A 12456-nucleotide genomic window follows, 5' to 3' on the forward strand; every position below is an offset into this window, starting at 1 on the left:
TACTAGCTTGAGCGCTACAGGCTCAAGAGTGCCGCAGCCGGGAACCCTCGTCAAATGTCCTGAGCGGATGTGGCTCAACTATCGTCCGGCGGCCCGGCTCAACCGTCCGGTCGCAGCGCCAGCAGGGCCACGTCGTCCGTGATCCCGGCAGCGAACCCGGACACATCCCGCCACACGGACTCCACCAGCGCCTCCGGCTCCGGCCCCCCGGCGCCCAGCCGGCCGGTCACCCGCTCGGCCAGCGGATAGAACGTACCGGCCCCGTCGCGCGCCTCGATCACCCCGTCCGTGTAAGCCAGCACCAGATCGCCCGCGCGCAGCGGCACCGCCCCGGGCCGCGGCGGCACCGGCGCCCCGGCGCCCAGACCGAGCGGCGGCACCGGCTCGGCGGCCAGCTCCCGGGCCCGCCCGTCCCGGATCAGCAGCGCGGGCGGATGGCCGCACGCCACCAGCCGCATCTCGTCGCCGCGCTCGGCGAACTCCAGCAGCAGCGCGGTGGCGAACAGTTCGGAGACCTCCTCGTTCCCCGAGGCCCGCGCGTCCACCACCAGCCGCCGGTCCAGCCGGGCCGCGACCCGCCCGAGGTCCGGCTCGTCCAGCACCGCCTCCCGGAACGCCCCGAGCAGCGCCGCCACCGTGCCGACCGCCGCCAGGCCGTGCCCCCGCACGTCCGCCACCAGCGCCCGCACCCCGAACGGCCCGGCCCGCACGTCGAACAGGTCCCCGCCGACCACCGCGCCGACCTGCGCCGCCCGGTACAGCCCGGCGCCCCGCCCCCGCCCGACCCGCTCCGGCAGCGGCGGCAGCACGGCCCGCTGCGCGGCCTCCGCGACATCCCGTACGACGACCAGATCGCGCGTGTACCGCGTCCGGATCGCCGAGACCAGCACGCCGAAGACCGCGATGGCCGCCACCGCGCCCAGGTCGGCGTCCGAGACGTGCGGGGCGCGCGTGGCGGGCAGCACCAGCAGCGCCATCACGGCGGAGGCCAGCAGCGCGGTCGCCCACGGCCCGTAGATCAGCCCGGCCAGCGGCGGCAGGGCGGCGAAGACGAACCCGAGCTGCACCCAGTGCGGCGAGGCCCACTGCGTGACCGCCACCGCCGCCAGCAGCAGCGGCGGCAGGGCGAGCAGCCAGTGGGGCACCAGGCCCGGGGCCGCTCGCGTCATCGGCCGCGGCACCCGGATCCCCGGCCTCAGCGCCGGCCCGCCATGCGCGTCCGGGCCGCCTCGGCACGGATCTCGGGCAGGGCGGCGTACAGGGCGTCACCGGGGCAGTGCGTGGGCACCAGGTCACGGTGGCCGGAGATGACGTCCAACTCGGCCGGCTCGCCCGCCGGCACCCGGGCGGCGTCGTTGGTGGACACCAGCCGCACCCGGCCGCGCGGGTCGGTGCCGGCGCGCAGCTTCCAGGCGGCGATCTTCGCGATGGCGGTGACCAGCTCGGGTGGGACCTCCCGGCCCTCGGGGTAGTCGCCGAGCACGGCGACGCCCACGGTGTCGGAGTTGAAGCCGCTGGTGTGCGCGCCCATCACGAACCGGTCCAGGCCACCGGCCCGGCCCTCGTAGATCCGGCCGCACTTGTCGACCACGAAGTTGTAGCCCAGGTCGTCCCAGCCCTTGGCCAGCACGTGGTCGGCCTGCATCGCGCGCAGCATGGCGGGCACGTCGGCGCAGTCGTAGTCGTCGGGGTGGTTGGTGTGGTGCACGAAGAGCGCGCGGGCCGCGCCCGTGTAGGTCACCGCCTCCCGGCGGAGCGACTCGTCGGCGCCCCACGACTCGCGCGTGATGATCTCGGGCGCCGGCGCGGTCCGTTCCACCGCCGGGCGGCCCGGCTCGGCCCGGGGCGGCGTCCCGGTGACCGGCGGCGGCGTCAGCGGCGGGGCGCTCCAGGTCAGCACGGCGACGAGTGGCGTCAGGGCCGCCCACAGCGCTGTCCGTCGGGACCACACGGCGCTCACCCGGTCTCAGGCCAGAATCGTGATGGCGCTCGACCAGTTCAGGCCGAGGCGCTCCTGGGCGGCCATGTGCAGGAGCTGGAGGCCCTCCAGCTCACGGGCCCTGCGCAGGGGCCCGACGTCGAGGGGGCGCAGTCCGCCCGAGGAGGCCAGCGCGGCGACGGCGCGTTTGCCGTCCTCGTCGTCCCCGGCGATCAGGACGTCCAGCGGCCGTCCGGCGACCCGGCCCTCGATCAGGGTGCCGGCGAAGGTGGTGTTGAACGCCTTCACCACGGGGACGCCGGGCGCCGCCTCGGCGGCCATCTGTTCCGCGGCGGAGGTGCCCGCCGGGACGGTGAGGGAGTCCAGGGTGGCGAAGTCGACGGGGTTGGAGATGTCGACCAGCACCGAGCCGGTCAGCGCCGTGCCGTACTCGGCCACCACCGCGCGCCCGGCCGGGTACGGCACGGCGAGCACCACCAGGTCGGCGTCCTCCACGGCTATCGCGTCGGACCGCGCGACATCCGCGTCCGGGTCGGCGCGGCGCAGGTCGTCGGCCAGGTCGGCGGCCTTCTTGGCCGACCTGTCCACCAGCCGCACGCCGTGCCCGCCGGCCAGGGCTCTGGTCGCTATGCCACGGGCCATGGCGCCCGCGCCCACGATCGTCACCTTCATCTCTCCATGCCAGCACGCCCCCCGGCGGGCCGCATCTCCGGCGGCCGGGGGGCGTGCGGTCCCGAGGTTGCCGGTCCGGGTCCGCCGGTCCGGGGCTGTCGGGCCGGGATCTCGGGCCGGGGTCTCTCAGGCCGGGGGTGGGAGCGGACGGTCCTCGCGCAGTGCGGCGAGTATGACTCGAGTGTGATTTTGTTGTAAGCACAGGGGCGAGCCGGGAGCGCTGTGGGGTGATGGTTAGAGGGGGCGTGGGATGGGTATAAGGGGCAGGGCGGGGATGGTGCGGAACGTCAGCCCGCCGTCCGGAACGGCCTGGATGTCCCGCACGAGACGGCGCAGTTCGTCCAGCGCGTCGAGCCCGGAGTCGGCGGTGATCGCGGGGGTCACCGCCTCCAGCACCGGGTAGAGGCGGGCCGGGTTGGCGAGCGTCCCCGCGTCCGCCCGCTTCTCGTGGGGCAGGCCGCGGAACTTCTGCTGCCGGGCGAGCCGGTTGAGGTCGCTGCCGTCGCCGACGTGGACCCGGGCGCGGGCGTAGGCCAGCGCCTGGTCCCCGTCGAGGAGGTGGCGGCCGGCGGACAGGTCGTGGCCCACGTTCGGGTCGTACTCGGCCTCGGCCAGCTCCACCTCGACGCCGCCCACCGCGTCCACGACATCGGCGAACCCCTCGAAGCCGAGCACCAGATGATGGTCGACGCGGACGCCGGTCATCCGCTCGAACGTACGGATGGTGCAGGCCGCGCCCCCGTACTGGTAGGCCCAGTTGAACTGGGCGGCGCGCGCCTCGCTCGTGCCGCCGTCGCCGGTGCGGCACGCGGGGATGTCGACCACGATGTCGCGCGGCACGTTCACCGCGTCGGCCCGTTTCCCGTCGGCGGAGAGGTGGAGCAGCAGGACGGTGTCGGAGCGCGCGTTGCCCGTTCCGGAGCCCCAGTCGTCGCCGATGAGCAGGATGTTCCGCGCCGTGCCGGCCGGGGTCGGCCGTTCGCCCGCGTGTTCGTCCAGCGCCTCGGCGGCGGCGCGATCGGTGCGGATGTTCCCGTCCAGGCGCTGGTAGGCCCACAGGGCGGTGCCCGCGGTGATCGTCAGCAGCACGCCGAAGGCCAGCAGCAGCCACCACCAGACCCTCTGACCGCGCGTCATATGGACAGCCATGGCAGCCCACCCTTCCGGCTCGCTTGTGGTGCTCCATCCTGCGGGCCGGAAGGTGCGTTATAAGGCATTTGGGCTTATTGTTCGACACCTTCCACCGATCGGACGCGGGCTACGACCCGTACGGTCGGGCCGCTCGGGCCGCGCGGAGGGCGCCGCCCCACCAGGCGAGCTGGTCGAGCATGGTCTTCGCCGCGCCGCCGGCGCCCTCCGCGTCGAGGGGGCGCCCCTCGTCGTCGAACGCGCTCCAGGCCAGGTGGAAGCTGACCGTGTCCCGGACCGTGACGGCGTGCAGCTCGGCGAAGACGCCGCGCAGGTGCTCCACCGCGCGCAGCCCGCCGGAGAGACCGCCGTAGGAGACGAAGCCGACCGGCTTGGCGTGCCACTCCTTGTGATGCCAGTCGATGAGGTTCTTCAGCGCGGCCGGGTAGCTGTGGTTGTACTCGGGCGTGACGACGACGAACGCGTCCGCCGAGGCCAGCCGCGCGCCGAGCCCTGGGCCCTCGCCCGGCGGCGGGGCGGACATCTCCAGCGGCAGCGTCGCGGCGACCTCGGCGGAGTCCACGGTCTCCACGACCATGTCGCCGCGGGCGGCGGCCCGCTCCGCGAACCAGCGCGCGACGGTCGGCCCGAACCGGCCGGCCCGGACGCTGCCGACGGAGAGGGGCGTGGAGGACGCGGGGGTGGGGGGGCGCTGAAGAGAATGGAGTGCGGGGTGGGGACGGGCGGGGCAGCGGGGGAGCCATGCGGTCCGGGAGCCGGGTGGTGGCGGAGGGGGGGGGTCAGGGGCGGCTGGGTGGCGCAGGGCGGGTTGGGGCGGGCGCGGCAGTGGGCATGACGTTCTCCTCGTGATCGGCGTCAGCGATCCCCGTCCGGCGGGTGCCGGGCGGGTGAGAAGCAGCGTCATACTTCAAGGAACCTTGAAGTCAAGCAGGGCGGTCGCGCCCCTCCGCGGCGAACGGGGCGACGCGGCAAGTTACCGCCTAGTAAGATGGCGCTGGGCTATGTTGCTAGCCCTGCTCGCCCCCGCCCGCAGGTCCGAGGAGCCGACATGCAACTCGCCGCGATCATCGTCTCGCTGGTGCTCACCGCGATCGCCATCGCCCTGTTCAGCAGGGCCGTCATGGAGATCGTCCGTTTTCTGCGCATCGGCCAGTCCCTGCCCGCGGGCGCCCGCACCGACGATCCCACCGCGCGCAGCATCACGCTGACCAAGGAGTTCCTCGGTCATACGCGCATGAACCGGTGGGGCATCGTCGGCGTCGCGCACTGGTTCGTCGCCATCGGCTTCCTCACCCTGGGCCTGACGATCGTCCAGGCGTACGGCCAGCTCTTCGAGGCCGACTGGACGCTGCCGGTCCTCGGGGGCTTCGTTCCCTACGAGATGTACATCGAGTTCATCGCGGCGATGACCGTCCTCGGCATCGTGACGTTGATCACGATCCGGCAGCTCAGCGTCCCGCGCCGCCCCGGCCGCAAGTCGCGCTTCGCCGGCTCGACGACCTGGCAGGCGTACTTCGTCGAGATCGTCATCCTCACCATCGGCGCCGCGATCATGGTCCTGCGCGGCCTGGAGGGCGCGCTGCACCACGTGGACCACTACGAGCCGGCGTACTTCCTGTCCTACCCGCTCGTGCTCGCCTTCGACGGGCTGAGCACCGACACCCTGCACACGCTGGTCTACCTCGTCGCCATGATCAAGCTCGGCACGACGATGATCTGGGCCATCACGGTCGCGCTCAACACGGACATGGGTGTGGCGTGGCATCGGTTCCTGGCGTTTCCGAATATCTGGCTGAAGCGGAACGCGTCGGGTGGGACGTCGCTGGGGCCGTTGCTGCCGATGACGTCGGGCGGGAAGCCGGTCGATTTCGAGGACCCGGGCGAGGAGGACCAGTTCGGTGTCTCCCAGGTCGAGCACTTCTCCTGGAAGGGCCTGCTGGACTTCTCCACCTGCACCGAGTGCGGCCGGTGCCAGTCGCAATGCCCGGCCTGGAACACCGGCAAGCCCCTGTCACCCAAACTGCTGATCATGTCGCTGCGCGACCACGCCCACGCCAAAGCCCCCTACCTCCTGGCCGGCCAGAACACCGACACCACCCCCGCCACCGCCCTCACCGAGGCCCAGCGCCCCCTGATCGGCACCGCCGAGGAACACGGCGTCATCGACCCCGACGTCCTGTGGTCGTGCACCACCTGCGGCGCCTGCGTCGAACAGTGCCCCGTCGACATCGAGCACGTCGACCACATCGTCGACATGCGCCGCTACCAGGTCATGATCGAATCGGCCTTCCCCAGCGAGGCCGGCACCATGCTCAAGAACCTCGAACGCAAGGGCAACCCCTGGGGCCTGGCCAAGAAGAAGCGCCTGGAATGGGTCAGCGAGGTCGGCTTCGACGTCCCGGTCGTCGGCAAGGACATCGACGACCTCACCGGCATCGACTACCTGTACTGGGTCGGCTGCGCCGGCGCCCTGGAAGACCGCGCCAAGAAGACCACCAAAGCCTTCGCCGAACTCCTCCACATCGCCGGCGTCAGCTTCGCCATCATGGGCGGCGACGAATCCTGCACCGGCGACTCCGCCCGCCGCCTGGGCAACGAGTTCCTCTTCCAGCAGCTCCGCCAGAACAACGTCGAGATGCCCGTCACCGCCCTCGGCGACACCCCCGCCTAACGGATCTAGGCCACCTGCCCCCACTGCTTCAACACCCTGGCCAACGAATACCCCCAGCTCGGCGGCCACTACCAGGTCATCCACCACACCCAGCTCCTGCAGACCCTCATCGACGACGGCAAACTCATCCCCGTCACCCCTGTCGAGGGCCTGATCACCTACCACGACCCGTGCTACCTCGGCCGCCACAACAAGGTCTACACCCCGCCCCGGGAGATCATCGGCCGCGTCCCCGGCCTGCGCAACGAGGAGATGCACCGCCACAAGGAACGCGGCTTCTGCTGCGGCGCCGGCGGCGCCCGCATGTGGATGGAAGAACGCATCGGCAAACGCATCAACGAAGAACGCGTCGACGAAGCCCTCGCCCTCAACCCCGACATCGTCTCCACCGCCTGCCCCTTCTGCCTCGTCATGCTCTCCGACTCCGTCAACGGCAAGAAGAACGAAGGCAAGGCCAAGGACGACCTCAAAGTCGTGGACGTGGCACAACTCCTTCTCGAATCCGTACAGCACACCCCCGAAACCGCACCCGAAGAACCCGACACGGTACGTTCATAGGCGTGGCCGGATTCCGAAGGAAGCGCGACGACCAGCAGCCGTACCACCAGGCTCCTCCGCCGTACCAGGCTGCGCCGCCGCCGTACCCGTACAACACCGCGGACTACGGCGACGGCGCCGCGCCGGAGCCCCCGGCGCCGGCTCCGCTGCCGCCGCTGCGGTGGCAGGAGCTGCTGACGGGCATCGTGTTCCGCCCGAGCCCGACGTTCTGGCGGATGCGCGACTACGCGATGTGGTGGCCGGCGCTGATCGTCACGTTCCTCTACGGCATGGTCGCGGTCTTCGGCCTGGACGAGGCCCGCGAGTCGATCCTGGACACGACCGCGTCCACGGCCGCGCCGTACCTGCTGTTCACGGGCGTGGCGATGGTGCTGGGCGCCCTGGTGCTCAGCACCGTGACGCACAACCTGGCCCGCCAGTTCGGCGGGAACGGCCTGTGGGCGCCGACCGCCGGCCTGGCCATGCTGATCATGGTGCTGACGGACGTACCCCGCCTGGCCCTGGCCCTCTTCCTCGGCGGCGCCGACCCGGTCGTCCAGGTCCTGGGCTGGGCCACATGGCTGTTCGCGGGCGTGCTGTTCACCATGATGGTCAGCCGCTCCCACGAGATCCCGTGGCCCCGCGCCCTGGCCGCCTCGGTCATCCAGCTCCTGGGCCTGCTGATGCTGGTGAAGCTCGGCACGATCTGACGGCCCCGACCGACCCGTCGGACGACCACCATCTCCCGTACGGGTAACCTCGGGGCGTGCTTCTGTCAGACAAGGACATCCGTACGGAAATCGACGCGGGACGAGTGCGGATCGACCCTTACGACCCGACGATGGTCCAGCCCTCCAGCATCGACGTCCGGCTCGACCGCTTCTTCCGGGTCTTCGAGAACCACCGCTACCCGCACATCGACCCCTCGGTGGAACAGCCGGACCTCACCCGGACGATCGAACCGCCGGGTGAGGAGCCCTTCATCCTCCACCCGGGCGAGTTCGTCCTGGCGTCCACCTACGAGGTGATCTCCCTCCCCGACGACATCGCCTCGCGCCTGGAGGGCAAGAGCTCCCTGGGCCGCCTCGGTCTGCTGACGCACTCCACGGCCGGCTTCATCGACCCCGGCTTCTCCGGCCACGTCACGCTGGAGCTGTCCAACGTGGCCACGCTCCCGATGAAGCTCTGGCCCGGCATGAAGATCGGCCAGCTCTGCCTCTTCCGCCTGACCTCCCCGGCCGAACGCCCCTACGGCTCAAGCGGAGTCGGCTCCCGCTACCAGGACCAGCGAGGCCCCACGGCCTCCCGCTCCTACCTCAACTTCCACCGCACGCGCGTCTGACACCGGCACGGCACTCCGCAACCGGGCACACCCCGGACACCGCAACAACCGCCCCGGCCCGATCCGCTCCCGCCCCAACCGCGCCAACGGAAACCGCGCGGTACGGAACACATGCCCCTCGGCACAGCGAACAACGGTGCTGGTGGTCGTCTCCAACGCTTCCCTCTTCCCTACCGGTTGACAAACGAACGCCAACATTAGGGGATGAACCCGACACCCCCCGGCACCGGCACTCCGCCGTACCGACCCAGTCCCGGGATGCGGTAGGCTGGGACCCGACGATCAGCCTTCGGGCGATCTTCGGCGGGCGTAGTTTAATGGTAGAACATGAGCTTCCCAAGCTCAGAGCGCGAGTTCGATTCTCGTCGCCCGCTCCACCGGTAAAGGCCCAGGTCGGGGACATGGTCCCCAGCCTGGGCCTTTGTGTTGTCCAGACCGATTTACCCCCCGCGTGCCAGATCCGTGCCAGATTCACCGGCCGCCGCCCGCTGCGCCTCGACCCGGGCGTTGATCCCGGCCGCGACCTCCCGCTGACGTTCGTGGTTCGAGTGCTGGTAGATCATCGCGGCCTTCTCCGAGGACTGGCCCGCGCGGACCATCGTGTCCTTCAGCGTCGCCCCGCTCTGCGTCGAGAGTGTGTGTCCGGTGTGCCGCAGGTCGTAGAAACGGAAGTCTTCCGGCAGTCCGACCTTGACCCGAGCCTTGCGCCACTTCCGCCCGAAGGTGGACCGCCGGAACGGCTTGCCCTTCTCCCCCACGAACAGCAACCCGTCCGGTGCCTTTTCGGCGTACCAGTCGAGATGCCGACGCAGGTCCTTCTCCATGAAGGCGGGGAGCGTGATGAACCGCTTTCCGGCGGCCGATTTGGTATCACCCACGACCCCCGGATCGTCCGGGACGCTGACCACTTGATCCCCTGGTGAATCCCACTCAGGGCCGCCACCGGGCGGACGCAGCCACACCCGACTCAACTGCCGTCCCACAACCCGGCCGACCGTGCCCCGCGACAGGTTACAAGCCAGCGAGCCGATCTCCGGGGTCTCCTCAGCCATCACGACAGCGCCTCCGCGCCGTGAATCCAGCGCGGCCCCACGTCCATCCCGTGAGTGGCCAGCCACAGCGTCCGACGCCGCTCGCGCCGCAGGCGCTCGGCCCGCTCCGCGTCGCGCCGCTGCCGACTTTCTTCCGGCGTCAGCATGTACGGCCGGACCAACGCCACGGGCGAGTCAGGCGCCACGCGCGGCAGCACCATCGTCGCCCGGTCCTCGACGGGGGCAGCACCCTCAGCAGACGCTCGGTGCCAACCAGGCGCCGGGAACAACAGTCTGAGCAGCGGCTCGACCAGCATCGCCACGGCCGCAGGGTTACTTCGCTGCGTGATCCTCGCGTCACCGAACGGGACGTTGGAACTACGGCCGAACACCACTTGGGGACGTCCCGCGTCGGGTAAACGTCCCGAGTGCCGTCCTGAGATGCCGAGAGAGACTGTGACGCCCAAGGAGAGGCTACGAGCTGTCATCGCAGCCGACGGCTGAACCCACGCCACCCTTGCGGCGAAGGTCGAGGTGGACCCGAAGTCCGTCGAACGATGGGTGAACCTCGATCGTGTTCCACGCCGTTCCACGGCCCTGCTGGCAGCGGAAACGCTAGGAGAAGACGTGCACGCACATGGCCGGCGCTCCGCCAGGCGCGCCCCGCCCGAGCAGTCAGCCCGGAACTCGTGGCGCTCTACGACCAGCGCGCAGACATCCCCGCAACGACGTTCGTGGATTCGCTGGCCAGGCCGGGGAACACATCGACGTGCTGGTGTACGCGGCCGTGTTCCTGCACGAGGCGTTTCCCCGCCTTAACGCCCACCTCCGCGAGCGCGCCGCAGCGGGCGCGACGATCCGCATCGCCATCGGTGACGCCGACAGCCCGAACGTCCGGCAGCGCGGCGGAGAGGAGCGCTTCGGCCACGGCATCGAGTCCCGGTGCCAACTGGGCCCCGATGCACTACCGGCCACTGGTCGGCATCCCGGACATCGAAGTCCCACCCACGGCACCACGCTCTACAACTCCCTCTATCGCGGCGACGAGCAGATGCTTGTCAACGCCCACGTCTGGGGCGTGAACGCCTATGCCGCCCCGGTGTGGCACCTCCGCCGCAGCGACGCAGGCGGGATATTCGACACCTACGCCGAGAGCCTCAACGCCGTCTGGGCCACCGCGTCCCCGTCGGGAACACTGAACCATGGCACGAACCGAGTACTACGACGACCCCAACGCCCCGGAGCCCAACAGCATGCTCGTCGCCGCCTCCGCCGTCGTCACGGACGACCAGGGCCGCATCCTGCTCCAGCGCCGCCGCGACAACAACCTGTGGGCACTGCCCGGCGGCGCCATGGAGATGAACGAATCATTGCCCCAAGCGGCGATCCGCGAGGTCAAAGAAGAGACCGGCCTGGACATCGAGATCACGGGCCTGGTCGGCACCTACACCGACCCCCGCTACATCATCGCCTACTCAGACGGCGAAGTCCGCCGCCAGTTCAACATCTGCTTCCGCGCGCGAATCACCGGCGGTAAACTCGCGATCTCAGATGAGTCAACCGAACTCTGCTTCGTCCCCCCGGAAAACTGGTCGACCTATCGATGCACCACACCCAACGCCTTCGCCTGAACCATCACCTACAGGGCGCGCCCCTTCCCCATCTCGGATAGATATAGCCACTAGGTACTCAAAACACACGCATCCGGGCATACACGCCCATTTAGCATCAATCAGACAATATGAATTCCACCCAGACCGAACTGCATGAGGAAATGTGACCACACAAGAAAATACCCCTTCAGCCTACCCGAAGGAGATCGCCAGCATACTCTCACTCAATGGATTTCAGGTAAAGAGTTTCGATCCTTCGCGGATCATAATCACACGCAATGACGCAACAAGGCCCTACGATTCGCACATGATTCCAACTGTCGAAATTGAAACTTTGCGCCGACAGCTCCGGTCTCCCATTTCCCCCCTCTCTGAGTATGCTGGCTTAACAATTCCAGCAGATCGCTACTTTGAGATGCCAGTACAGAACATATCGATAAGGGCGAGAAGGCTCGATCCTCGCATCCGGATCAAAGAATCGGAGCAGCCCCCTTGCCGCCATTCGTCCGGCGAACCGCTTCCTTCTGTTGTCCCACCCAATTATCAAACCAACGGTACGGTAGACGCGGTTCCACGGGTTCAAAAACTGCACCTAAGCGACCCCCGCCAGGATACGTGTATTGAAATATCATGGGCATCCCCGTGCGGAATCCTCTGGGGGCCGCCGAATTCGCGCTCGTGGACCGAGCGCTTTATGTCAAGCATGTCAGTTAAGATAGAATTCGGGGATACGACCACTCCGGCAGAAATCGAAACGAAGGGAAAAGAACTCGCCTATTCTCTCCTGTATGAACTGAATATCCGTAACGGAGTCGCACTGGAGCCAATCTCGCTCGCGGAATTCGAGCAGAAGAACAGGTACACACCCAGAAAGCCCACACCACCGGCCAGATTCCCAAGCACGGCCATAAAAAAGGAAGTTGCCGAACTGTTCATGTTCGCCGAAGGCGCGAGGGCCAATCCAAGTCTCGCGTTTCTGTCCTATTATCAAGTCCTGGAATACTTCTTCCCTTTTGCCGTGCGCCGCAGCACCCTCAGGAAAGTGCGCAAAGAGATTTCAGACCCCCTCTTCGACAGAAGTTCCGATGATTCATTGATCAGGATTCTATCTGTCGCCGAGGCGGCGACTCAGACGTCTGAAGCGACACAGATATCTGTACTCATTACGGAGTCCGTCCGCGACGACCTGTTGCTGGAATTCTTCGGAACAGACAACGATTGGGGTCAACATTTCAGCAGCTCCGGCCCCATATCGGGCGTCGAGTCAATTAATCTCAAGAATAAAACCAAAACCCTGCAAGCGCAGGTTGCCGATAGGGTCTACAGGATAAGAAATCGCATCGTACACGCGAAAGACGACCCGAAGTACGCAAACGTTCGAGTCCTTTTGCCGAAAAGCCGAGAGGCTTACGCTCTGGAACCGGATATCCAATTGGTCCGGCTCTTGGCTACCGAGGTCATCCTTGACTCTCAGGCCTCATAGGGGGACGTGGTCTGAGAGC

General features: G+C 68.5%; 9 protein-coding genes, 1 tRNA gene and 5 pseudogenes. 7 read left to right on the forward strand and 8 right to left on the reverse strand.

The genetic code is table 11. The features are described 5' to 3' along the window. Positions 1–98 precede the first annotated feature (98 nt). The 5 genes and pseudogenes from BN2279_RS14965 to BN2279_RS27745 form a co-directional block, all read right to left on the reverse strand. On the reverse strand, positions 99–1169 hold the full coding sequence (locus tag BN2279_RS14965; RefSeq protein ID WP_059009817.1) for a PP2C family protein-serine/threonine phosphatase: 1071 nt from the start codon (positions 1167–1169) through the stop codon (positions 99–101). Positions 1170–1195: 26 nt separating this feature from the next. Next, positions 1196–1951, reverse strand: a complete 756-nt coding sequence (locus BN2279_RS14970) for a peptidoglycan recognition protein family protein (protein WP_059010843.1) — start codon at positions 1949–1951, stop codon at positions 1196–1198. A gap of 15 nt (positions 1952–1966) precedes the next feature. Beyond that, a complete protein-coding gene (locus BN2279_RS14975; RefSeq protein WP_059009819.1) occupies positions 1967–2611 on the reverse strand; it encodes an NADPH-dependent F420 reductase in 645 nt (214 codons plus the stop codon). 234 nt (positions 2612–2845) lie between these two features. After that, positions 2846–3760 (reverse strand): LCP family protein, encoded by a 915-nt coding sequence (locus BN2279_RS14980; RefSeq protein WP_079032178.1) that lies wholly within the window; start codon positions 3758–3760, stop codon positions 2846–2848. A gap of 109 nt (positions 3761–3869) precedes the next feature. Next, positions 3870–4436: pseudogene (locus tag BN2279_RS27745) on the reverse strand (NADPH-dependent FMN reductase); the annotation flags it as partial. 372 nt (positions 4437–4808) lie between these two features. Here BN2279_RS27745 and BN2279_RS14990 point away from each other — a divergent pair. From BN2279_RS14990 to dcd, 3 genes and pseudogenes are all read left to right on the forward strand, one after another. Next, positions 4809–6989, forward strand: a pseudogene (locus BN2279_RS14990) ((Fe-S)-binding protein). A gap of 2 nt (positions 6990–6991) precedes the next feature. Continuing rightward, the gene (locus BN2279_RS14995) at positions 6992–7678 is read left to right on the forward strand and encodes a Yip1 family protein (protein WP_059009825.1); all 687 of its coding nucleotides are present in this window, start codon (positions 6992–6994) and stop codon (positions 7676–7678) included. A 56-nt stretch (positions 7679–7734) separates the two neighbouring features. Then, the gene (gene dcd / locus BN2279_RS15000) at positions 7735–8310 is read left to right on the forward strand and encodes a dCTP deaminase (protein ID WP_059009827.1); all 576 of its coding nucleotides are present in this window, start codon (positions 7735–7737) and stop codon (positions 8308–8310) included. Here the strand turns inward: dcd and BN2279_RS30645 are convergent. Further along, positions 8224–8508, reverse strand: a complete 285-nt coding sequence (locus tag BN2279_RS30645; RefSeq protein ID WP_079032180.1) for a hypothetical protein — start codon at positions 8506–8508, stop codon at positions 8224–8226. The genes dcd and BN2279_RS30645 overlap by 87 nt on opposite strands. Positions 8509–8613: 105 nt before the next feature. Between BN2279_RS30645 and BN2279_RS15005 the strand changes: the two genes are divergently transcribed. Next, positions 8614–8687: transfer RNA gene (locus BN2279_RS15005), tRNA-Gly, on the forward strand. A 63-nt stretch (positions 8688–8750) separates the two neighbouring features. Here BN2279_RS15005 and BN2279_RS15010 read toward each other — a convergent pair. Beyond that, a pseudogene (locus BN2279_RS15010) lies at positions 8751–9185 on the reverse strand (tyrosine-type recombinase/integrase); the annotation flags it as partial. A 176-nt stretch (positions 9186–9361) separates the two neighbouring features. Next, positions 9362–9658, reverse strand: coding sequence for a hypothetical protein (locus tag BN2279_RS15015; protein WP_234347986.1), 297 nt, complete (start codon positions 9656–9658; stop codon positions 9362–9364). A gap of 217 nt (positions 9659–9875) precedes the next feature. Between BN2279_RS15015 and BN2279_RS30650 the strand changes: the two are divergent. The 3 genes and pseudogenes from BN2279_RS30650 to BN2279_RS29370 form a co-directional block, all read left to right on the forward strand. Continuing rightward, positions 9876–10527, forward strand: a pseudogene (locus BN2279_RS30650) (XRE family transcriptional regulator); the annotation flags it as partial. A 16-nt stretch (positions 10528–10543) separates the two neighbouring features. Further along, a pseudogene (locus BN2279_RS15025) lies at positions 10544–11013 on the forward strand (NUDIX domain-containing protein). A 104-nt stretch (positions 11014–11117) separates the two neighbouring features. After that, positions 11118–12437: a hypothetical protein gene (locus tag BN2279_RS29370; protein ID WP_159037225.1), complete on the forward strand. Its 1320-nt coding sequence runs from the start codon at positions 11118–11120 to the stop codon at positions 12435–12437. Positions 12438–12456: the final 19 nt, after the last annotated feature.

The sequence above is a fragment of the Streptomyces specialis genome (genome assembly GCF_001493375.1).
GTDB classification, from domain to species: Bacteria; Actinomycetota; Actinomycetes; order Streptomycetales; family Streptomycetaceae; genus Streptomyces; species Streptomyces specialis.

Bases quoted from the DNA above. Each gene is read 5' to 3' on its own strand.
- BN2279_RS14965 (WP_059009817.1), bottom strand. From the start codon at position 1,169: ATGACGCGAGCGGCCCCGGGCCTGGTGCCCCACTGGCTGCTCGCCCTG.
- BN2279_RS14980 (WP_079032178.1), bottom strand. From the start codon at position 3,760: ATGGCTGTCCATATGACGCGCGGTCAGAGGGTCTGGTGGTGGCTGCTG.
- BN2279_RS14975 (WP_059009819.1), bottom strand. From the start codon at position 2,611: ATGAAGGTGACGATCGTGGGCGCGGGCGCCATGGCCCGTGGCATAGCG.
- BN2279_RS30645 (WP_079032180.1), bottom strand. From the start codon at position 8,508: ATGTTGGCGTTCGTTTGTCAACCGGTAGGGAAGAGGGAAGCGTTGGAG.
- BN2279_RS15015 (WP_234347986.1), bottom strand. From the start codon at position 9,658: ATGCTGGTCGAGCCGCTGCTCAGACTGTTGTTCCCGGCGCCTGGTTGG.